This is a genomic window from Microcoleus sp. AT3-D2 (assembly GCF_036705715.1).
Classification (GTDB): domain Bacteria; phylum Cyanobacteriota; class Cyanobacteriia; order Cyanobacteriales; family Microcoleaceae; genus Microcoleus.
In genome coordinates this window covers 8,577-30,887 of the sequence record NZ_JAUBVE010000023.1, presented here as the reverse complement: position 1 = coordinate 30,887, position 22,311 = coordinate 8,577, and the positions used below count along the sequence as shown (strand labels likewise).

At 46.2% G+C, this 22,311-nt stretch carries 20 protein-coding genes; 7 read left to right on the top strand and 13 right to left on the bottom strand.

Annotated elements, in window-relative coordinates; genetic code table 11:
* Positions 1 to 248 precede the first annotated feature (248 nt).
* The 3 genes from QUB44_RS12725 (at position 249) to QUB44_RS12715 (ending at position 1,454) form a co-directional block, all read left to right on the top strand.
* Positions 249 to 608, top strand: coding sequence for a hypothetical protein (locus QUB44_RS12725; protein ID WP_333172864.1), 360 nt, complete (start codon positions 249 to 251; stop codon positions 606 to 608).
* Between the two features lie 74 nt (positions 609 to 682).
* On the top strand, positions 683 to 937 hold the full coding sequence (locus QUB44_RS12720) for a hypothetical protein (protein ID WP_015176458.1): 255 nt from the start codon (positions 683 to 685) through the stop codon (positions 935 to 937).
* A 373-nt stretch (positions 938 to 1,310) separates the two neighbouring features.
* Positions 1,311 to 1,454, top strand: a complete 144-nt coding sequence (locus QUB44_RS12715) for a chlorophyll a/b-binding protein (RefSeq protein WP_015176459.1) — start codon at positions 1,311 to 1,313, stop codon at positions 1,452 to 1,454.
* A gap of 195 nt (positions 1,455 to 1,649) precedes the next feature.
* On the opposite strand, the gene QUB44_RS12710 is transcribed toward QUB44_RS12715, so the two are convergent.
* The 7 genes from QUB44_RS12710 to QUB44_RS12680 form a co-directional block, all read right to left on the bottom strand.
* The gene (locus QUB44_RS12710) at positions 1,650 to 1,772 is read right to left on the bottom strand and encodes a hypothetical protein (RefSeq protein WP_333367580.1); all 123 of its coding nucleotides are present in this window, start codon (positions 1,770 to 1,772) and stop codon (positions 1,650 to 1,652) included.
* Positions 1,773 to 1,968: 196 nt separating this feature from the next.
* Positions 1,969 to 2,187, bottom strand: coding sequence for a hypothetical protein (locus QUB44_RS12705; protein ID WP_333139831.1), 219 nt, complete (start codon positions 2,185 to 2,187; stop codon positions 1,969 to 1,971).
* 462 nt (positions 2,188 to 2,649) lie between these two features.
* Positions 2,650 to 3,042, bottom strand: coding sequence for a response regulator (locus tag QUB44_RS12700; RefSeq protein WP_333367577.1), 393 nt, complete (start codon positions 3,040 to 3,042; stop codon positions 2,650 to 2,652).
* 537 nt (positions 3,043 to 3,579) lie between these two features.
* Complete coding sequence (locus QUB44_RS12695; protein WP_333367574.1) at positions 3,580 to 6,147, bottom strand: PAS domain S-box protein; 2,568 nt, start codon at positions 6,145 to 6,147, stop codon at positions 3,580 to 3,582.
* Between the two features lie 357 nt (positions 6,148 to 6,504).
* The gene (locus QUB44_RS12690) at positions 6,505 to 8,751 is read right to left on the bottom strand and encodes a glycoside hydrolase (RefSeq protein ID WP_333367712.1); all 2,247 of its coding nucleotides are present in this window, start codon (positions 8,749 to 8,751) and stop codon (positions 6,505 to 6,507) included.
* Between the two features lie 208 nt (positions 8,752 to 8,959).
* Positions 8,960 to 9,196, bottom strand: coding sequence for a NifU family protein (locus QUB44_RS12685; protein ID WP_333069956.1), 237 nt, complete (start codon positions 9,194 to 9,196; stop codon positions 8,960 to 8,962).
* 280 nt (positions 9,197 to 9,476) lie between these two features.
* Positions 9,477 to 10,127 (bottom strand): DUF3386 domain-containing protein, encoded by a 651-nt coding sequence (locus QUB44_RS12680; protein ID WP_333367570.1) that lies wholly within the window; start codon positions 10,125 to 10,127, stop codon positions 9,477 to 9,479.
* Between the two features lie 320 nt (positions 10,128 to 10,447).
* Here QUB44_RS12680 and QUB44_RS12675 point away from each other — a divergent pair, with 320 nt between their 5' ends.
* Positions 10,448 to 11,986 (top strand): PAS domain S-box protein, encoded by a 1,539-nt coding sequence (locus QUB44_RS12675; RefSeq protein ID WP_333367567.1) that lies wholly within the window; start codon positions 10,448 to 10,450, stop codon positions 11,984 to 11,986.
* 292 nt (positions 11,987 to 12,278) lie between these two features.
* On the opposite strand, the gene QUB44_RS12670 is transcribed toward QUB44_RS12675, so the two are convergent.
* From QUB44_RS12670 to QUB44_RS12660, 3 genes are all read right to left on the bottom strand, one after another.
* Positions 12,279 to 13,088: a GAF domain-containing protein gene (locus QUB44_RS12670; protein WP_333367564.1), complete on the bottom strand. Its 810-nt coding sequence runs from the start codon at positions 13,086 to 13,088 to the stop codon at positions 12,279 to 12,281.
* A gap of 752 nt (positions 13,089 to 13,840) precedes the next feature.
* Entirely contained in the window at positions 13,841 to 15,760 is a 1,920-nt protein-coding gene (locus tag QUB44_RS12665) for an ATP-binding protein (protein WP_333367561.1), read from the bottom strand.
* Positions 15,761 to 16,305: 545 nt separating this feature from the next.
* Positions 16,306 to 16,533 carry a type II toxin-antitoxin system CcdA family antitoxin gene (locus QUB44_RS12660; protein ID WP_333167632.1) on the bottom strand — a complete coding sequence of 76 codons (228 nt, stop codon included), beginning with the start codon at positions 16,531 to 16,533 and terminating at the stop codon, positions 16,306 to 16,308.
* A gap of 331 nt (positions 16,534 to 16,864) precedes the next feature.
* On the opposite strand from QUB44_RS12660, the gene lepA reads away from it, so the two are divergent.
* The 3 genes from lepA (at position 16,865) to QUB44_RS12645 (ending at position 19,586) form a co-directional block, all read left to right on the top strand.
* Positions 16,865 to 18,679: a translation elongation factor 4 gene (gene lepA, locus QUB44_RS12655; protein ID WP_333051855.1), complete on the top strand. Its 1,815-nt coding sequence runs from the start codon at positions 16,865 to 16,867 to the stop codon at positions 18,677 to 18,679.
* A gap of 219 nt (positions 18,680 to 18,898) precedes the next feature.
* On the top strand, positions 18,899 to 19,198 hold the full coding sequence (locus QUB44_RS12650) for a type II toxin-antitoxin system HigB family toxin (protein WP_333367557.1): 300 nt from the start codon (positions 18,899 to 18,901) through the stop codon (positions 19,196 to 19,198).
* Positions 19,182 to 19,586, top strand: a complete 405-nt coding sequence (locus QUB44_RS12645) for a transcriptional regulator (protein WP_333367554.1) — start codon at positions 19,182 to 19,184, stop codon at positions 19,584 to 19,586. Before QUB44_RS12650 ends, QUB44_RS12645 begins: the two co-directional genes overlap by 17 nt.
* A gap of 155 nt (positions 19,587 to 19,741) precedes the next feature.
* On the opposite strand, the gene QUB44_RS12640 is transcribed toward QUB44_RS12645, so the two are convergent.
* The 3 genes from QUB44_RS12640 to QUB44_RS12630 all read right to left on the bottom strand — a co-directional run.
* Positions 19,742 to 20,323: an Imm30 family immunity protein gene (locus QUB44_RS12640; RefSeq protein ID WP_333367550.1), complete on the bottom strand. Its 582-nt coding sequence runs from the start codon at positions 20,321 to 20,323 to the stop codon at positions 19,742 to 19,744.
* Positions 20,320 to 20,736: a hypothetical protein gene (locus tag QUB44_RS12635; protein ID WP_333367546.1), complete on the bottom strand. Its 417-nt coding sequence runs from the start codon at positions 20,734 to 20,736 to the stop codon at positions 20,320 to 20,322. Before QUB44_RS12635 ends, QUB44_RS12640 begins: the two co-directional genes overlap by 4 nt.
* Positions 20,737 to 20,888: 152 nt before the next feature.
* Positions 20,889 to 22,311: calcium-binding protein (locus tag QUB44_RS12630; RefSeq protein ID WP_445299896.1), on the bottom strand; the 1,423-nt coding region annotated here is incomplete at its 5' end.

Below are 22,311 nucleotides of genomic sequence, written 5' to 3'. Positions count from 1 at the left end.
TGCTACATTCAGAGTTGTGAGTTTTTCGTAAAAGCTGATTTTTTCAATAAACCGGCTTATATTTAATTAGTTTATAATCTTTTGCAGATCGCCCTGAACGATCGACTGCTGCGGAGGAAGTCTCCCAAGTGCGAGCGGAACTTCATTCTGCACGATCGTCGCATCAATTCTCAGCTATAGTCTATTAGGGGAAATTTTACACCAAATGGGATGATACCATAATCCTAAAACAGTGTAATTTTTACCCTATGTTGCGAACTTGCAGAACGTCGCGACGCGACAAATGGTTTAGCTGGCTGAGTGAGTCAATGGAAGCTTGGGATTTTTGCCGTCGGTGGTTCCACGCCACACAAGAAGAAGAAAAAGCCAGAGGCTACAAAGCGCGTTGCAACCTGCTTCTGGTAAAGGTTTTAGGCGTTAATATTGATGCCGTCAAGCGGTGGGGGCCGAGTTTTGAAAAAATGCCAGACCACCACAAGCGTACCTTGTCATACGCTGACACGCTGCGAGAGATGATAGAGGTTGCTGGCAAAAATGAAGATTTTTTGGAGGAGGTACTAGAACGAATCAAAAACAAATCTAAGAAAATAGGGGAATATTTACACTGAATTTGTGGTGTCAAGCGGGCTGGGTGTTGTATTTTTTGGATGTAGCACTCAACTAGCAAAAGTCTTTAATCACTGTGACACAGAGTTTTTTATCGAATTCCAGCAGCGACGCCATTCAACTTCCCGCGTCCCTGCTAACTCCCGACGCAGCAAATCCTGAGAAAGAACCCCTCAAACATCTGCTGATAGGTTCTCCCCAAGCTGTCAGGAGTACAATTTACCTACTCCACGCGCGCGGGTACGCTGAGGTTGGTGTCTGGAGTCCCCTGCTACCAACTGCTAAAAGTGGTGAGGTGATGAGTATTTTTGTGAAATACCTTCGCATCTGATAGATATCAGATTGCATGATGCCCCGGAATTATGCTGTGTGCGAAACAATTAGGGTTTGCTTTTCCGGGGCACCCCAGGGGGAGTGTCACTAGATTTTTGCTATTTTATGTTAACTAAAAATTATTTTTCTGACATCCTTCGACCCACGCGCCCTGACCTCACAAACCCGGTTTCTACGAGATTTTGCGACGAGTCACAAAAAATACAAGAAGAAACCGGGTTTCTCGCCTCCGATGCGATCGCCCCTCTCGCTGCGGGCCCATCCCGCTTATCTCCGGCATTTGAACAGTAAATGTAAAAATATGTTGCAAACTTTGTACTGCTGTGTTAAGTTTAGTTACATAAGGTTGAAATTAAACGAGGTTTCTGGTCATGGAAAACAAAGACGCAAAAGTTGGCTTCACTGAGTTTGCTGAAACCTGGAACGGCCGTTTGGCAATGTTGGGCTTCGTTATCGGTCTAGCTACCGAATTCCTCACCGGTCAAGGCATTCTCTCTCAAATCGGTTTGATGTAATCAGCTTAACTGCATACAATAGCTGAAATTCAGTCGGGCGATCGACCCCATCACAATTGCAAAAGCCCCCCGCTCATAAGTCCCCTTCACTTCACACGGAAGGGGCTTTTGCATTTTTTATCAAAAAACCCAACAGAGGGCACAAACAAAAATCTTTTCAGTCTCAATATTTATCGCGAGACTAACTCCAGCAAACTAAGCAATTTCTACAGAATCAAAAATCCTCAATTTAGGAGTCAAAGCCGGATGTTTCACCAAACCGTCGCGTTTGTGATTCCGCACGCTGTTAAGTAAAATCATCTCCGACAGATCCGGCATTTCCTGCCAGCAGTGTGAGCAGAACCAATAAACGCGATTGTGGCGAGCGTGGCGGAGCAATTTAGAGGAGCAACAAGGGCAACTATTCATGATATTTTAAACCTTTTTTGAAGATATGAAGCGATAACCAAGTCATTACAGAGATTCACGAATGCCTGCACATCTCAATTCCAGGCACAAAAATAAAAAATCTCTTTCACTCACAGCTTTGAGCGTCTCGCAAGTAGCACTTTTGGATGCCCAACAGCAACACCACAATCAAAAGCTGAACGCTCCAAGGAGCCCAAGAAAAACCCCAAATAAAACAACCCAGCCCTGCCCAAGCCACAAGAACAAAAATATCTTGAGAGGTTTGCCAGTAAACCCAGACTGCTGCCAGAGAAACTATTAGTAGCAAAATGTAAGCTGAGGGCATAGTCGTCTTCTCCCAATGTGTCTGCCAACAGTCAGGAGCGATCCCTGACCATGTGCTTAAACTTAAAACTAAAACCTGAAGAACTTATGAAGATGAGTGAGTTGTTACAAAAAGTAAAATAATCCTGCCAGCTTATATTTTCCCGATAAATAAGTAGGAATACTGAACTCATGGCTGAGTCCGAATTCGGTTAAATGAACGCACTACCAATAGGGATTTAGGCATCCCTAATTGGTATCAATTTCACCCCAAGCCGACAGGGTTGAAACTGATACCGGACTGAGGCTTTTAGTCTTAAGCTGACAGGACGAAAGGCACGGCGTCTAAGTCGCTACATATATCCTGTCCGATCCACCCGATTCGCTCGCTCGGCACCATACCAAAGAAACTAAGTTTTTTTACTTCTCTTTGCCTGCAAAACTACTGCTTGAAAAGCTGCATAATTCAATGCGGGCGATCGATCTATTCTTGCTCCCAGCCCAAAGCCTCAGCGACCTGAGCCGCCAAAAACATCGGTTCAAAAGGCTTAGCAATCACGCTCACCACCCCCAAATCCGCGAACATCCGCCTGTCCCCAGCAAGAGCCTTAGCTGTCAATAAAATTACCGGAATGTGCTGCGTAGCCTTATTAGCTTGTAACTGTTGAAAAGTAGTAGGCCCGTCTTGGTCGGGCATCATCACGTCCAATAGAATCGCATCAGGCTGTTCGGCAAGAGCCTTAGCAACACCCTCGCGACCCGAACTCGCGGTCAGGACTTCCCAGCCCCCCACCATCTCAAGACTGACTTGAGCCACTTCCCGAATATCTTCCGCATCGTCAATAACCAAGATGCGCTTGGCAGTCAAAATTAACATCTTTTTAGGAATGAGAACTGATCACAGATTAGAAGCGAAATGCGAATATTTTATAAAGCAAATTATGTTACCCGATCGGACTTTACAGTAAATTTTCAAAACTGTATAGCAGATGTTGAAGGCCCTTCGGCTCCCGGAGGCTTCCTGAGCAGATAAAAAGAAGGAAAAAAGAAGACCTCTGTTGCAATCGACCGCCTGGGTTTTAACAATTAAGAATATCCTAACTGTCGGGCGCGGTTGCTGTAAAATCTCCCCCCAAAAAAGCCGCTTTTCCACCTCAAATCGCGATTTTTGCTCGCAGTCCCCGATTGGCCTAAAAGGCTGAGATTGTTTGTCGATGACCGAAAGCATCCAAGATACAAGCCCCCGGATTCATCCGTCCAGAAATAAAAAACCTGTATCCGAGAAACTTGCCCCCCGAATTTATACGTGGGGTCAATGCTTCAATCTAAAATCTAAAATCTAAAATCTAAAATCGATTGACTCGATCGAACAATCTGCACAAAATCAGTAACGTTGGGTACACCGGGGTAGAAATTAACTTTCAGTTGCAAGCCCCTCCCTGAGAAGTGGCAGACTTAAGAAAAAAGTGCTGCCCTCCCCCAAAACGCTCTCCACCCACATCCGCCCCCCGTGCTGCTGCACGATACTGCGACAAATAGCCAGCCCCAAACCAGTACCTCCCTTCTGGCGAGAATCAGAAGCATCAACTTGTTGAAAGCGTTCAAAGACCATCTCCAGTTTGTCTGGCGGAATACCCCGCCCTTGGTCTTTCACAGCAATCACGATGTACCACGAGCTCGGAACTGGCAAATGCGGAGGCGCGGCGGCAGGCTCAGGAGACAACAAAGACGGAGACGAAACCGACTTGTGCGCTGCTTTTTCTGCCAAATCCGGATTGTGGGTCAACTCCGCGCTCAGCCAAACTGTAGCGCCGGAGGGAGAAAATTTTATTGCATTACTGAGCAAATTTGTCAAGGCTTGAATTAGTTGATCGCGAACAGCTTGCAATTGCGCCCCCACAGGCTTCACCGACAGAGTAACTCCCGCCTGCTGAGCCATTCCCTGCATCTCGTCAGCCGCCTGCAACATCAGCTCAGCCACATTGCAAGTTTGTTTGATCGCAGTGCTGTAACTCGACTCCATCCGCTCTAAATCTAGGATGTCGTTGACCAAGCGCACCAAACGGTCAGTGTTACTGACAGCAATCTCCAGCATCCGCTTAGCTTTCTGGGGGTAAGCGTCAAGCAGGCCGCTGTTGAGGAGGCCGAGGGCGCCGTGAATCGAGGTCATGGGCGTCCGCAGTTCGTGGCTGACAACAGAGATGAATTCATCTTTCATGCGCTCGACGGCAAGCCGCTCCGTGATATCCTTAAAAGTCACCACAGCTCCAATAATTTCGCCTCCTTCTCGCATCGGAGCGACAACGTACTCAACCGGAAAACTGCTGCCGTCTCGCCGCCAAAAAATCTCATCGGTGACGCGCCGCGCCTCTCCGTCTTCCAAGGTGGCTAAAATTTGAGAATTTACCCTCGACGGCAGCCGTTGGCCCGCCTGCGGTGCGGCGCAGTGTGGGACAAGTTCAGATCCTGAATTGATGTCTGTTGCTGGTGACAGTTGCTCGATCGCCCTTGAGCATTCTTCCTGTGCACGGTGTAAGCTTTCATAGAGTGGTCGATCGATCAATTGCTTCGATTCGCACCCAGCCATTCTCACCGCCGCAGGATTGACAAAAGTTACTTTTCCCTCTTTGTTCAACCCGCAAATTCCTTCTCCTGCGGAGAACAAAATCATTTCTGTTTGGTGGCGGAGTTGTTCAAAGGCTTTTTCGACTCGCTTGCTGTCGCTGATGTCGCGAGAGATTGTCGAAACGCCCGTTACCGCTCCAGTCGCGTCTTTAATCGGAGAAATCGTCAGGGAGACATCTATCTGTTGACCGTCTTTCCGCAAGTGTACGGTTTCGTAATGGTCAATGGTGGCTCCAGCCCTAATATTTTCCAGAATTTGGGGCATTTCCTTGGGGCGTTCGGGTATGGCTAAAATCTCGATCGACTTCCCCTTGATTTCCGCCGCACAGTAGCCGTAAATCTTCTCTGCTCCTGTGTTCCAGCTCTGAATTGTCCCGGTGAGGGTTTTGCCGACGATGCCGTCGTCGGAAGACTCGACAATCGACGCCAAGCGCACGAGTTCGTCTCTAGTTTGCTTATATTCCGTGATGTCGCGACCCAAAATCACGATACTTTTGCGTCTGCCGTCGGGGTGAAATACGGGTACTTTAATCACGTCGTAGATTTTCACAGTACCGTCCGATCGGGGAATCATTTCTTCCCCCCTAGAAAGCTTACCTTTTGCCCACGCTTCTCGATCGCTTACCTCGCAAGCCTGTAGCGCCTCGCGGTAAAAACTGCTGAGTGCTCCTAGCTGAAAATCTTTGAGGCCGCGGTAGTCTATTTTTTCTAGCTCAAACACTTCCAATATCGCTTGATTTGCCTCCTGCCACCTGCCCTCGCCATCTTTGAAGCAGACAATATCTGGCATGGCATTCATCAGCAAGTCGAGATAGGAGTTTTCTCGCAATGCAGTTTCTACCTCGGCCCGCTTGGCGATTTCCCGTTGCAAGTTTTCGTTTGCCGTTTGCAGCGAGTCCTTTAACAAACTTTCTGTAAAAGTCTGTTCTTTAATTAGTTCCTCAAGTCTGTGGATTTCTAGCGACTGCCGCCTGCGCGCCAACAAATTCTCTATCCGCAACTGCAGTTGGGCAGGTTCGGCGGGACTTACTATCAAATCGTCTATTCGGCGTTCGAGTTGTTTTGCCTGCTGCGAAAATGGCTGCTCAAAAAGAGCGGGCGTTTGGGATTTAGTAACCAGCAAGAACGGTAAAAATATCGGATCGGCGGCAGCTTTTAATGATTCTACTAGCGGCCCGATGCGATCAAAATTTGCCTCGTCGAGAATGCACAAGTCAAAAGCGATTTGGGGAACGGGAAATCCAAAGTTGGGATCTAAAGCGCGATCGAGTACAATCACCTCATGGTCGGTGTTGAGGTGGGCGATCGGCAAATTAAGTTGTTGGTGGCGATCTACCAAGAGTAAAATGCGGCTCATTAGTTTGTTGATTTCCCCATGACTAATGATATGATGTCTGGTAACTTAACCATTATTATATGTTTGGTAGTCAGGACTTAAGTCCTCTTTTAGAGGAGAAATTAAGACCTCACTACAAAGAAATTTTATAGCCTTAGCTCTGCCGGACGCGATCGAAATTATCAAGGCATTAAGTAGCCAGAGTTGAAGTTCCAATTTAATATAATTTGATAATTATTTAATTGTTTGTTGGTTCAAAATATGACTAATGACTAATTCAGGGGGCGGGTTTATATTTATTTGGGTTGTCAGTTCTATGAAAGCTGGTGCTACCCGCCCCTACAGCCTAATGACTAATGACTGATCACTAATGACTTTTTACGGCATTCCGATCGGAATCAAAGCATCTTCCGGCATACAGCTAGAGTAACGACTCCCATCCGATAAAACCGCAATCAGCCTCACCTGCCAGTCGGGCATAATCTGCAAATCCGCCCAGGGCACTGCTACCTCCAAACATTTATCCACTCCCACTTGAGCGCGGCTAATGCGGGGCTGCCACTCATCGCCCTCTTCTGCTTCCTGAAACCAAATCGATTTCGTCAGCAAATTAATCTCTAACTGATGGTGGTACCGATAATTGAGCGGTGCTTCGTCAGGCAAACCCGACAGCGGAATCAAACTGTTGTGCATGATGCGATCGGGATAAAACCAGAACAAATTTAACTGCTGCGGGCAATCAATTCCCGGCCGCACCCCTACCTTGAAGTCGGCGCGAATGTAAAAATTCAAGTGGTCAACCCCGTACCAAAGCCGCTGAATTGCCGAACTCCGGTGCATCGTACCTCTTGCTCCCCCAACTTCAATCCGACCGGCTTTGTCCCAATCCTGTTCGTTGCCGATACCGTCAATCACCGGGTGAATAAAGCTCAGCGGCAGGTGGTCGCCTTGAGCCTCGTGCACCTCTACTTGCCGTCGCACTTCCGGGGGTACGGGCTCGCCGAGAGCTTCGTAAATTCCCGCTACGTGTTCCCGAAATAGCTGGTCGAACATGGCATCTTGGTTCGACGTGTGACCCTCGCCAAACCACCAGAACCAGTCGGAACCTTCGGCCGCATAAAGCGCTTCCCAAGCTTCTGGGTTGCTTTCTTCTGTGGCCTCTGGATGGTTTGCCAGCATTTGTCTGGCAGCCCCTAACAAGTCCCAAGCGCGATTTTTCGCGGGATCGCCGATCCAAGTTGTCAGAGAACCGTCCACCCAGGAACCGGTGTGCAGTTGGGCTGCGGGAATTGTTTCGGTTGCTGGGAATTGGTCGAGAAATTCTGAGACTGTGACTAATTTGATATCTGGATTATCGCTGAGAGTTTGATAGAGGGATTCTAAGAACGGTTTGCCGTCTTGGGGATAGAATTCCCAGCAATTTTCGCCGTCTAGGGCGATCGTAACTAACCAGGGATTTTCTAATGCTGTTTGGCCGTCGGACTGTCGGTGTTTGAGAGTTCTGCCGATCGCTTCTAAGTGTCCCACTAAATCGGATGCTGCTTTTTCCGGTTCCATCGAACCGTAGGTAAACCCGATCAAGTCGGACAATCTGTGGTCTCTAAATACTATGGCTAAATCGCCGTCAGGAGTTTCTAAACGGTAAGGGCGATATAAGAATTCTGGTTCGTAGACATTCCCTGTCGCGTCGCGGTGGAAAAAGTGTTTAATTGTCCACCCCAAAACTGCTTCGTCCGAGACTATCCATTTAAAGCCTTGTTTGGCAATGTATGGCAAAATTTCCGGGCTGACTGCTTGTTCCGACGGCCACAAACCGCGCGGTTGGCAATCAAACCGATCTTGATACATTTCCCAGGATTTTCTCAGGTGTCGGGGAATATCTTCTTCCCACTGAAACCTATGTTGTGGCAGCGTCATGTTTGGAATAGCTATGCGGCCGCCATTAGTGTCGGCAAGCAGCGGTAAAATCGGGTGCGTGTAGGGGGTTGTGGAGACTTCCAACTGTCCCTCAGCTTGCATTTTACGGTGCTGGGGAATGATGCGAGCGAGGATTTCTTTTTGTTTTGAGTAGATGTTTTTTCTGTCTACCAAACTAAAATTTTGTCCTTGTTTCAGCCACCCTGCAATCTCCGGGTCGTCCCAAAACAGCGGGTCAATCCAAGCTAAATTGTGCCAGGCCAGCAAGTCGCTAAAATCCTGCAATTTCCAGTTTGCCAAACACCACTCAATGCCTTTTTCCTGCCGCTGAGTGTAGAGTTGAGCGTAGCGGGGGTGTGGCTGAATCAGAGTGTGGTAATTGGCGTCAAAAAAGTGTTCTAAAATGAACTCTTGTTCTGGGATGGTTAAAATTTCTGCTGACTTTAATGTCACCGTCAAGTAAGGGTCTAATGCTCTGTCTGCGATGCAGTCTTCTATCTGCAAAATCAAGGAGGGAACCAAGTTTACGGTTTGATGAAGCTTGGGATATTTGGCCAGCATTAGCACTAAATCCAAGTAGTCTTTGACTCCGTGCAAGCGCACCCAAGGCAGTCGGTACTGAGCTGCTCCTGCGCTAGCTGATACTCTGGATTTGTAGAGCGGTTGGTGTTGGTGCCAAATGAAGGCTACATAAAGGGGATGAGACATTGAATTTAGTAATTGGTAATTGGTAATTGGTAATTGGTAATTGGTAATTGGTAATTGGTAATTGGTAATTGGTAATTGGTAATTGGTCATGGGCAATTAAATTTGGTAATTGGTAACAGTCAACAGTCAACCGTCAACTGGTAACAGTCAACAGTCAACCGTCAACAGTCAACCGTCAACTGCCAACTCCCAATTGCCAACTGACTAATTACATTACCTGTTCGACTTCGGAAATTTCTGGGATAGCCTCGCGCAGGCGACGTTCAATGCCCATTCTCAGAGTCATTGTGGAACTCGGGCAAGAGCCACAAGCTCCTTGCAGTCTCAGGTGTACCACTGGGCCGTCAATTTCTACGAGTTCGACGTTGCCACCGTCGGATATCAGGTAGGGACGCATTTCATCGAGAACTGTTTCGACGTTATCTCTGGTTAGTGCTAGTGTCATATTTCGCCTCTGTGATGATTTCTTGCAGTTGATGAAAGTTCGATTTGACTCAAGGACAGCATTCTCAACCCGCGCGGGATTTAAGAAACCGGGTTTTTTGATAAAATACTTAGGCACTCAGGTGAGCCCGCGGCAGGAAACCCGGTTTCTGTCACGCTGATGCTCGATCTGAATTAGCTCTCTGGTTCGATCGTAGCGTTACTTGCCGCCAAATCAAGTTGATTCTGATACGTTATCCAAAAAAACCCGTTTTATTTAAGAAATCGGGTTTTTGATCGCGCTACACTACTGCTGGTTCTAGCAGTTTGACGTTGGAGTAGTTGAACTCGGTTGTTGTCAATTGACCTTTTTCTTTCGATCGAACTACTTGCTTTGTCATGACATAATAGTCGCCTATCTTCTCAAAGGTATCTTCAAATTCGAGTTCTTTGATGATTTCGTCGGTTTGGGGGTTGCGGAAAACGGCATCGTAGTGACTGGCCAAAGAACCTTCGGGTGTCTCTAAGCTTTTGTGCGTGTCAATTACGAAAGCCATGCGGCCCATCACCCGGCTGACTTGACAAATTGAGAGACCTCGGATTTTATAATTAGACCCCATTGAGTCGCCTTGCACCAAGATGTCCACAGCGTCGGTGCTGTCTTTCTCGCCCAGGGTGAAGCTATTTTTGCCGTGAGATTTTTCAAATGTCGATCGTTTGCGGTGGGTGACAATATCGCGCATTTGGGTGTAGACGCTTTGCTGCACTTCCTCATCTTCAATGCCGCTGACTTCCACGCTCATGTCGGGTTTGATGGAAACATGACCCGTATATACTTCGTCGCCCTGTTTGAGTTCAATATCGGCACTGTAACCGGGAAAATTGGCATCCCAGGTGTAGCGGTGTTCGTAAGCAGCGCGAAACAAATCGCGAGCGTTGGCTTGCTCTGTCATAAATCCCTCTTTCTCTAGACACCCATCTAGTTTAGCTTAACCGCGAGAAGCCCCACATTCACTGGGTAGGGGAGTTACCCGCACTCCAGGCGAACACTTTTTGGTGCTGCTGCTGGGCTGGCAATTAGGGCGCAACAAGAATTTACTTTCTCTATCGGTTGCTATGATTTGAAGAGAAAGTCCCAAAATGCCTGGTTATTGAGAGCGCGATGGGTCGATCGCCAGACACCAGTCTTAGTTATGGGTTATGTTGAAAAAACTTGTGTCCGCTTTTTAGGGGTTGCACCCGCAGGCAACTATTAGATTCCCCCCTTAATAAAATGCTAGAAACTGTTTACAAACACTTAGAAACATTGCAGGAACAAGCTAGGGAATTGCCACACCCGCAACAGGCAATTTTCACAAAAGTTTTGGAAGATTTATCAAATTCTCTACAGGAAATGGCAGGCAGCCGCTTGTTTGAAAGCGCCACAAATAACGCCGCAAAGCTCGTTGAAATTGAAAAAAATAATCGCCTTTTGGAACGCACTGTAGCCCAGCAAGTAGGGCAAATCAGACAGCTACGGGAGCAGTTGGAAAAACAAATCAGCCAGCATCGCAGGGACACTCAAGCATTAACTAAAAGTGAAGCCAAACTGCAAGCTATGCTGCGTAATTCTCCCGATCTAATTACCATTGTCGGCTCCGACGGGCGAGTTCGATACCACAGCGGAGCCCTACAGCGGCTTTTGGGTTACAACCCAGAAGAAAGAATTGGCAAATTTCACGGTGAGTTAATCCATCCAGACGATTTGCTGGCTTGGCAGACGTATTTTGGTAAGTTGTTAGAATCTCCAGGAATTGGGGGGACAATCGAATATCGGAAACGCCACGCTGACGGTTCTTGGATCTACATGGAGTCGATAGGCAACAGTTTGCTTTACGATTCTAGTGTACAGGGAATTATAATTAATTCGCGAGAAATAGGGGAACGAAAGCAAGCCGAAATCGCAGTCCGAGAGTCGGAACTCCACTACAGAGTTATGTCGCAAATCACTTCGGATTTTGCCTATTCTTTTAAGGGACTGCCCGACGGCAAGTTCGCCTGCGAGTGGGTGACAGAAGCTTTTGAGCGCTGCACTGGGATGGTTCCTGAAGAATTAGAATCGTTTGGTTGGTGGAACTCAGAACTCGTTCATCCCGACGACAGGGAAATGTTAATTAAACAATTAGAAGGCTGTACTTTCAGCCGCACTGGAGCTAATGAGTATCGCATTATTAATCAAAAAGGCGAGGTGCGCTGGGTGCAGGACTACTGGCAAGTGGTGTGGGACAAAACTGCTGAACGGGTTGTCCGTTTGTGGGGCGCTTGTCAGGAAATTACCGATCGCAAGCAAGTAGAATTGAAACTGCAACTCGTTAACCAAGTTTTACAAGCCCAGATAGCATCGGCGCCGCTGGCGATTAACTGTACCAGCAATGACGGCAATACCGTTGTTTGGAACCGCGCCGCCGAACAACTTTTTGGCTGGACTGCGGCTGAGGTTTTAGGGAAACCTTTACCGAATATTCCTGAAGGCCAAAAGCAAGATTTTTACGCGCTGCTAAAGTCTGCGTCTAATGGCAAACCGCAAAACGGTTTGGAAATATCTTTGTTGAAAAAAGACGGTAGTTCGATCGATGTTTGGCTTTGGGCCGCACGGGTGCGAGATGCGGGCGGCCAGACTGTCGGTAGTATCAACATATTTTCTAATCTTTCAGAACGCAAGCGCATAGAGGAAGAGCGCCAAAAACTAGCAGCGATGAAAGATATGGAGGAACCTTTTTGGGCGCGCTATGTCAGCCCTCCAAAAACTCCGAAAAAAAAGGGCGGCGGGTAATTCTACCAATCACAATTTAAAAGCATTAAAAGTGCGAAAGTGCAATATCCTTCCTAGTTAAATAACCTATTCCATGGGAGTCGTTTGATCGGACATAATATGATAAATACACCGGACTACTACGTGTAGTAGTTGCTATGCTGTACCGTGTAAAACTATAATTCCCTAAAAATAATTGATGAACCAGCTACCGAATTTATTGAGGGAATCTATCGATAAAGTGTCAGCTTTTTCAGGGTAAAACTTGTTGGCACGGTAAATATTAGACTTGTTGAATAAGCCACTCGAATCTTTACTGATGCCCCGATTTTTCCTGACTCCTGAAAGTGGCTAACTCTGCGTGAGTTTGGCAAGCTTCACTTAACTCAATGTAATCTAAGATATTGGAAATTACCTGAGAAAGGTGGATAGCCGAACGGTGAGCTTCTTCGATAAAATCTCTCTCCTCTATGGGATCGTCAGCTTGGTCATCTATGGTTAGTTGTAGATAGCCGATGATGTGATTTAGGGGAGTGCGGAGCTCGTGGGACGCCTTCAACAAAAATTGCTTTTTGAGCTGGGATAGTCCTTGTACTCGCTTGCTGCGCTCTTGGTACAAGGTGGCGAGGGCGATCGCACTTCCTACTTGCTCGGCAAGTTCTTGTGCAAATTCGATCTGCGATTGAGTCCAAGGTTGATCGGTCTTACCCTTCCCGGACGATCGACCTTTGCACTGATGCAAGCTAATTATGCCGTTAGGTTGCTCTTGGTAAGCGGTAGCCACCACTAGCAGCGACTGCGGCCCAAAAGGGTCATTGGCTGCAAAGGAGTCTACTACCACCGGTTCGAGGGTGGCTAGAGCTTGAAGGAAATGAGGTGCTGCTGTGAGCGAGATTTCCATTCCCAGCATGGGTAAAAATGGTTCTTGGCAGTATTCAGCAGCTACTTTGACTTGCAGGCTAGAACTTTCATAGGGACAAAGGATACAGCGGCTGACGCCTAGTGTTTCTCCCAGACTGTTAACTGTTTGCTGCCAGATGGTATTGAGATCCAAGGTGCGACGAATATTTCTGCCAATTTGGAGTAAAAGCTTTTGCGATTGAGCTGATATTTGCTGATTCATAGCAACCCTTTTTCTACTAGACTGGCAAAAGTTTACCACTCCGGCAACAGAGCAGGGAGTTACTGAATTTGCCAGCCTGCCGCTGTCCGACTCATGGATTACGTAATTCTACTTAAATATTGCCACAGACCGTCAAACATTACTAAGTATTTGCGGTGTCTTTACAAGATCTTTATGATTTTCACATAGAAGGGAGAGCATCCTGTTTTCTTAAAAGTCCTTGACAGTAGGGGATTGGAAAGCTGAATCAGTCCTAAAAGTAGGCATTAAGTTCTTGTAAAGTTGGCGGTTTGTGGGGGTTTACTCGGAGGTGTGAGCTGCCAGCCGACAGATTAAAGATTTGCTGTTATCCGTATCCCCCGGATTTGATTTATGCCAATTCTGGGTTGGGCTCGGAAGTGGCGGGGGTGATGGATATGAGTCCAAAACTCCCAAGGAGGGAGCTTGGCGACGGATAAAAGTCAAAATTGATACGCTGGTGGGCGATCGAACTGTGTTTGTAGGATAATTACCAATTATCGATGACTTTTATTCACGCAACGGAACTTACGAATACAGGAATATAGCAATTTGTAAGTGAGTCAGGTAAAGTTTGGTAATTGGTAATTGGTAAGAAAACTAAGGAGTACCTCACGAAAATTGAGAACCGCTCTCGCAGTTTGTTTTTTCGGCTTCCTGATTCCCTCTTGCTTCTTAATTTTTGCTGATTCCTGATTCCTGATTCCTGATTCCTTCAACGTCCAGATGACCAATTACTGATGATTAATTACCGATGATTGATTTTTAAATAGTGGTTCTTGATAAAGAGGCACAGTAAAAGTAACCGTCGAGCCGAGTCCTTCTCCCATACTGTAAAAATTTACTGTACCCCCCATTGCTTCTACCAGTTTTTGAGAAATAGCCAACCCCAAACCGGTGCCGCCGTATTGCCTGGTACGATCGCCATCCACCTGAAAAAACGACTCAAATAATTTATCCTGCTTGTCGAGAGAAACGCCAATGCCAGTATCAGCGACTCGGATTTTCACCATTCCGGGAAACTGCTGGTTGTGAACAGTCACCTTTTTCTTAATAATTTCGGCACTGATGCGAATTCCCCCTTCCCCGGTAAATTTAATCGCATTTCCCGTGAGGTTCAAGATTACCTGAAGCAGGCGTTGGTAGTTGCCGTACACAATAATCTCGTCCTCCACAGGGGGTTTTTGGATTTGAAATTGCAATCGCTTTTGCTCGACTTGAACCCGTGTAAAATCCTCAACTTGTTGCAAAAGTTCACCGAGTTTGACGGGAGCGAGGTCTAACTCCATTTTGCCAGCTTCGATTTTAGCGACATCCAAAATATCGTTAATCACATTGAACAAATGTACTGCTGATCGGTAAGCTTCTTCGATAAATTGGTGCGCTTCTTCGGGGTCATCTGCCATGCCATCCATAAGCAGTTTTAGGAAGCCGAGGATGCCGTTGAGGGGGGTGCGGAGTTCGTGAGAAGTATTAGCAAGAAATTGACTTTTAAGTTGGGAAAGAGCTACGGCTTCGGCGCGAGCTTGTTCTAATTCTTGGTAAAGTGTAGCGTGGGCGATCGCACTGCCGACTTGAGCCACTAACTCGCGGGCGAATTCGAGTTCGACTGGACTCCATTTCGGGGAACTGCCGCAGCGGTGCAAACATATCAGTGCATTGGGTTGTTCTTCATAGGAGGTAGCTGCTATGAGCACAGAATGGCGGTGGAAGGGATCGGTAGCGGGGGAGGCGTAATCGACTGCTACTGGTTTTAAGGTAGCTAAAGTTTGAATCCACCCTGGCTGTTCGGCTGCGCGCAGTTCTACTCCCAGCATAGAAGAGTAAGCTTCTTGGCGGTACTCAGCTACTACTTTAAAAGTTTTCGATTGGAGATTTTCGATTTGAGTTGGAGAAAGCGGGGGCGAGGGGTAGCTAGCTATTGACTGTTGTAATTCGGCTGCGGCGGTCGATTTTTGCTGATTTTCGGAGGCGAGGAAGGGGGATGTTTCGAGATTTTCGCTGTCTTTTTTGTAGGAACAGATGATGCAGCGACTCGCGTTTAAAACTTGACCCAAGCTGTTAACAGTTTGCTGCCAAATGGTGGCCAAATCGAGGGTTTTGTGCAGGTTTTGAGCGATTTGGGAGATGATTTTACGGTCGATTTCGGAGTAGGAAGGGAGCGATCGACCGGGGATACGGCTCGCTGGAAGCGACATTTGTTGGCGGGCGTCCAAGGGAGATGGCAAAGCTCGATAGAGCATGAATTCTGGGGAGTCGGGCCGTCTGTCTGTGGGTTTGTCAGACAGCAGCCTTCCCATAACTAAGACTTTTGTAGCTTTGCCGTTTGAGTCGATCGCCGGAGTGAGTGTCAAATCGAAGAGAAAATATTGTCCGGCGTGGCAAAATGGATAGCTGAACCGTTGCGGGACGAGGGTTTCGAGCGCCCGCCGCAGGATATCGAGATAAGGCGCTGGGGCGATGGGTTGCAGGGTTTCGCTGAGGGGGCGATCGACAATTTGTTCTGCTGTAAGGTTGTACTGCTCAGCTTTTTGCCAGTAAAAAGATAGATATCGACCAGAGGCGTCTTGGGTAAATACTAATTCTGCCCCTAACTCTTGAAAAAAAACTGTAGAGGCGAGGCTCGATCGCCGAAAATCTGTGTTAGAGTCCATCAGAGTAGGGGATGAAAGTAGTTCGGATTTTGGAGTCTTGAGTTTTTAATAAATATCTCAAGACTCCCCATTGTTTGGGGCTTATACTGTTAATTTGTGAGTTAGTAATCAATTAAAAAGTTGTTGGCTTTTTAATTAAAACATTAATCGCTAAAAACTCACAATTAGCAAAAATTTTAGGCTTCTCTTATTGAGTTTTGAGTCATCAATGAACTCATAAAACATTAATTATTTAATTCTGAACTCAACTCAAAACTCAAAACTATTCGTTCTCAGCCGTTTTGGGTAATTTAAAGATAAAAATTAAGATTGAGAAATTAGGAATCTGCACCGATTAACTATCAAGTGTGAAAATTACGCCAAAATATGAGGCTGCGAACCACCACCTGGAAAAGTTCCGAGGTTGTGAGTTAGCCTAGTTCGCTCGCCCACAACTTGTAGCTTTCGCCGCGAAATCTGCAGGATATCGCTCGCGCGATCGAAATTTCATAGCCAGAAACTTTACAGCCAGCAGATTTGCGCGCGCCGTCTCGTACCCGGAAACCTCAGTCGTTCCATTCACCACGCGGCGGGACTGGGGGGTTGCGGCGTAAACTCAGAGCCAGCTCGTCTTCGCGACGCTCGCCTCTGAGCCACTGCTTGATTGCTGTTTCAATGACTTTGCTGGGGTCATTCGTCAAGTGCTTAATTTGGTCTAGGAGTTCAGAATCTATATGGATAGATAGTTCCACTTTTTCTGACGAACTGTGGGGGGGTATACTTGACTGGCTCATAGTTAAAAAATCCTAGTTTTAATTCTTAAGTTTCAATTCTTTTGATGACAACCGACTGGACTAGATATTTGCAGTCCCTGATTTGCACCCCACCTTTCCTCAACCGCTTAACAGCTTTCTGTACAATGAGACAGAGAAAAGTTTTTTCCTTTTGGGTGTCTGGGCTCGGTCGGACACTTGAAAGGCTAATAACTGATACTCTTGAGGTTTGCCTCAGTTGTGGTTTCATCTCAATCCCCAGTAAGAGGTTGAAGTAGTAAGCACTCCACTCTTGCTTGTGTAATCATACAACAAAAAGTATCCTTTGCCGATTAGCTCTTCGATAAAAAACATGACTAACGTCCCTGTATCTCGCATTCGTAATTTTTCGATTATTGCTCACATCGACCACGGAAAATCGACCTTGGCCGATCGCCTGTTGCAGGCGACTGGGACTGTGCAGGCACGGGAGATGAAGGAGCAGTTTTTAGACAATATGGATCTCGAACGCGAACGCGGCATTACGATCAAGCTGCAAGCGGCTCGGATGAACTATACTGCCAAAGACGGTCAGGAGTACGTGCTGAATCTGATCGACACTCCCGGACACGTGGACTTTTCTTACGAGGTGTCGCGATCGCTCGCTGCTTGCGAAGGAGCGCTGCTGGTGGTAGACGCATCTCAAGGAGTGGAAGCACAAACCCTGGCAAATGTCTACCTTGCCTTGGGACACAATCTGGAAATTATTCCAGTTTTAAATAAAATTGACCTGCCGGGGGCAGAACCGGAACGGGTAAAAGGGGAAATTGAAGAAATTATCGGTCTGGACTGTAGCGGGGCGATTGAGGCTTCGGCTAAGGAAGGAATTGGTATAGATGAAATTTTGGAGTCGATCGTCGAATTGGTGCCGCCGCCGCAGGATACAGTTGACAAACCGCTGCGGGCGCTAATTTTTGATAGTTATTACGACCCTTATCGCGGGGTAATTGTGTATTTCCGGGTGATGGACGGAAGTGTCAAAAAGGGCGATCGAGTTTTGTTGATGGTTTCGGGTAAGGAATATGTCATCGATGAATTGGGCATCCTTTCACCGACTCAAGTTCAAGTAGACGAACTGCACGCCGGGGAAGTGGGTTATCTGGGCGCGGCAATTAAAGCAGTAGCTGATGCTCGCGTCGGCGATACGATTACTTTGGTCAAAAAGCCTGCACCGGAGCCTTGGCCGGGTTATACAGAAGCAAAACCGATGGTTTTTTGCGGCTTGTTCCCGATCGATGCTGACCAATTTCCCGATTTGCGGGAAGCTTTAGAAAAACTCGAACTCAACGATGCGGCGCTTTCTTACGAACCGGAAACATCGAGTGCGATGGGATTTGGTTTCCGCTGCGGTTTCTTGGGTTTGCTGCACATGGAAATTGTGCAAGAAAGACTGGAGAGAGAATACAATTTGGATTTGATTGTTACGGCTCCTTCTGTGGTTTATCAAATCACAACAATTAAAGGAGAAGTGTTAACAATTGACAATCCCAGCCACTTGCCCGATCCTCAGTATCGCGAGAAAATTGAGGAACCTTATGTGCGGGTAGAAATGCTGTCGCCGGAAACTTATGTGGGCGCGCTGATGGAACTGTCTCAAAGTCGGCGGGGCATTTTTATGGATATGAAGTATCTGAGTCAAGGCCGAACTACGCTGGTTTACGAGTTGCCTTTGGCGGAGGTGGTGACGGACTTTTTCGACCAGATGAAATCGCGATCGCGCGGTTATGCGAGCATGGAGTATCACCTCATCGGTTATCGCGAAAATCCGTTAGTGAAAATGGACATTTTAATTAATGGCGATCCGGTTGATGCTTTGGCGATGATCGTACACCGCGATAAGGCTTACAATGTGGGCCGCGGGTTGACGGAAAAACTCAAGGAGTTGATTCCTCGCCATCAATTTAAGGTGCCGATTCAAGCGACAATTGGCGCGAAGGTGATTGCTTCGGAACACATTCCGGCTTTGCGGAAGGATGTGTTGGCGAAGTGTTACGGCGGTGATATTTCGCGGAAGAAGAAGTTGCTGCAAAAGCAGGCGAAGGGTAAGAAGCGGATGAAGTCTGTGGGTACTGTGGATGTGCCGCAGGAGGCTTTTATGGCTGTGCTGAAGCTCGATCGAGATTCGTAATCTCTGTGGCTTTTTGTCAGGAACAGGCAAGATGCCTGTTCCACAAAGAGTCTGTTTTTTTGTCGGTTCTAGGAACAGGCTTTCCGGTCTGTTCCACAAATGGGGTTCTAGGAACAGGCTTTCCGGCCTATTCTACCTTTTGCAGATTAAGGGCGATCGCTCTTGACCAAAGAAATTGGTTGAGCTAAACTAAAATTTAGTTTAAATTGCGTATAGTAGATGCACATAATCAGCTACCGACGGGTGCGTGAATACAGCGAAACTCATGCTGATTGCGGGGAAGCTTTGGATAACTGGTTTAAAATTGCTAGCAAGGCTAAATGGTCTAATTTAATTGAGGTACAATCTGTTTTTCCTAAAGCCGAAGCTGTTGGAGGGTTTATAGTTTTTAATATCAAAGGTAATAATTATCGATTAATTGTTAGTATTGATTATGAAAGCAAATTAATTTATATCAAATATATTCTCACCCATGCTGAGTATGATAAGGAGAAATGGAAAAATGACCCTTACTTTTAATCCAGATAAATACAAAGAGTTATTGTCTCTGTATCAGCCGAAAATAATTAGAAATGAAGCGGATAATGAGAAGGCTCTGGCTATGGTGGAAGAGTTGATGCACCGGGGCGATCGCACTCCAGAAGAAGATGAGTTATATGAATTGCTGATTGCATTGATTGAAAAATTTGAGCAAGAATACTATGCACCGGGAGCCACAGCTACTCCTAATTCAATATTGCTGTTTTTGATGGAACAAAGAGAGTTAAAGGCTGCGGATTTGGTAGGAGTCATTGGATCTGAAAAAAGAGTGTATGAATTGGTTAATGGTGAGGGAGATATTGGCAAAGAGCTGGCCTTGATTCTGGGAATTTTTTTTCAGGTAGAGCCGAGTTTGTTCTGTAATTAAGGGAAGTGAAATCATTTCGATTTAAGTCAGAATTGTATCTGATTAAATTCTGTAGGGGCGGGTTCACCAACAATATCTAACAAGTACAAACAATCTTAACAAACCCGCCCCCACCCAACAGTAAATCGCAATCTACTGTACTTGCGCGAGAGGCTTTATTTGATAGGTTTAATTTCGGCTATTGGCCGATCGTCTTGCAAGAGTACCAAGATATTCCCCTCTTGGATGAGTTTAAGAAAGCTCGACAAATCCCTCTGAATTTCATCAATATTAATGTCGATCGCAGTTGCGCTGGAAATAACTGACTCAGCATGGGAAGATAAAGGAGGGGATTCATTAGCGGCTATTTCGCGCAGCAAATGCGTACATAAATCCCGATTTTGAGAATCTGTAGAATGTAACATCTGGCTATATAAATTCCGGGCTAAATCCTGATTGAGAATTCCATAAATTAGAATCATTTTCCATTCTTTAGCATTAACAATCATCCGGTCTATGCTATCAATAAACGCCTGCAACTGGTCTTTGAGTTCAAAAGACTCCAGAAAATGAATGAGACCATACATGACTTCATGTTGTTCGCATCTGTCATCTAAAACCAGATAGAGTTCTGGCAAATATTCGCTATTAGGATGTAGGGCAAGTTCGGCTAAAGCGTATTCAAAACTCATCACTTCCTCATCAGAGCGCATAAATTTATTAGCATTTAATGTTTCTATTAATTGAGTAACGTTCATCTTATTTCTCCCACTTTCTCAAAATTACCCGACCATGCCAGTTTGTTTTGTTTGATGACTTGTTGTAAATTCCGCCTAATTTGTGGTGTATACAGCCGATCTTGGCGATAAATCGATCGCACATCCCACACCGCACGAGCTAGAGCTTGCCGGGGTGATAGACTAAAGTCTGGTCTTTGTCCATAGGATTGTGTACGCCGATGACGGCCACCCCTTCCTGGATATGGTTGTTCCATCAAGATAGCAATACCCTTGTTTCTAGTGTAACCAGAGATTCCTATTTGTTTCATATAAGCATCGGACGGAATATGGTGGGGTGTAAGGTTGTCCCCTGTACGGCGGATTTTGTTCAAGTCGCCAAACTGTCCGACTGTGCTTTCACCTGGAAGTAATTTAGGTATGTTATTTGTCACTTGAATTTTTGAGAATGCCTTTTATTTTATAGTAAAAAATAGTTGGCTTTTAATTAAATCATGGAAGATTACTTTTGGTAAATGGAAAGAGCGATCGCACTTTTGGAGCTTAAGGGCGATCGCTTTAATTCTCAACTTGTCTGACGACTAGACTAGAGGATGATAAAATTTGCGGCAGTTAGGGGATCTTTATGGAATACTTGAATTGTATTTCCAGGACTGAGGGTGATCCGAGAAAAAAGCTCTCCAGTAAAAGAATTTGGGCCATTAAAGAAGTTTCCTGGTGCTGCTAAAACATCAGATCCACTGCTAAAACCAAAACTAGCAGCTAACTGTATCTTGTCATCAGTCGCTAAATCACCTATCTCATCTTGACCGTTTGCTACCCCAAAGACAAAAGTATCCTGACCTCCACCACCATAGAGCAGGTCATTCCCAGCACCTCCAATCAGGCTATCATTGCCAGCGACACCGTAAATGCGATCGTTACCACCTAAACCGTTGAGAGTATCAGGCAAATCTGTGCCAATGACGTTATCATCTCCCTCAGTTGCAGTGGTTGGCGTTGAATCTTGAACGGTAAATCCGTCAAATTTGTAGCCAATATCTGCCAAAATGGCTAAGTCAACTTTTGTGGGGATAAATGCAAATGAAGCACCGCCACTACCCATCAGAGACGATACACCTGATGGCGTTGTAATATTGCTTAGATGAGTGATATCTGTTGCACTGCTTACAGGAATGGGATTGCCTCCATTAACGGCTTTGGCGTTGACACCATTAAAAGATGTACCATTAACTCGGGCACTATTTATAGGTGCCCCCATAAACCCCAGTACATGAGCCAGTTCATGGGTGGCAGTGATAAAAAGGCTAGCCTCATTACCATTTTCACTGGGAGTATCGCTGTAGTCATATGGAGTTTTGTCAACACTATATGCAATATCAGAACCAAAGGAAATACTTCCTAAATAAGGTTCATAATTGACTCCATTTACTCGATCGGGCAAAACATACGAAAAACTGGTTTCATCTTTATAACCAGCACCAGAACTGTTTGTTACTCCAACCGCGAAAGTCCTGATAGGTCGAGCCCCGACAAATACCAACACATCGTCGATTTCGTTATCTAAAACGACCTTTTCCAATTTTGAAGTTTGAGGATTTGGTACCCAAAACTCGGTACCAGTGGCAATATTAGGAAACTCGTCTAGGATGACAGATTCCCAGTAGTCTGCTGCTGCTTCCAAAGTAGCTTTGCGGTTGGGGTCATTGAAGAACCCATCAGTATCAAACCGATAGTCGAATGTAATGTTGAAAGTGCTTACCTGGGAAGGAGCGCTAGCCCGACCTTGAGCTTTACCCACAGTCTCGTAGTGTTCCAAAGCACTTTTCACTTGACGAGTCAAAACGGCTTTAGCAACATCATAATTATTGACCAAGTAGAATTTTTCATCAAACGCTGTCGGTTTTACAGGTGCAGGCGTCGGAGTCGTCACAGGCGTCGGAGTCGTCACAGGCGTCGGAGTCGTCACAGGCGTCGGAGTCGTCACAGGCGTCGGAGTCGTCACAGGC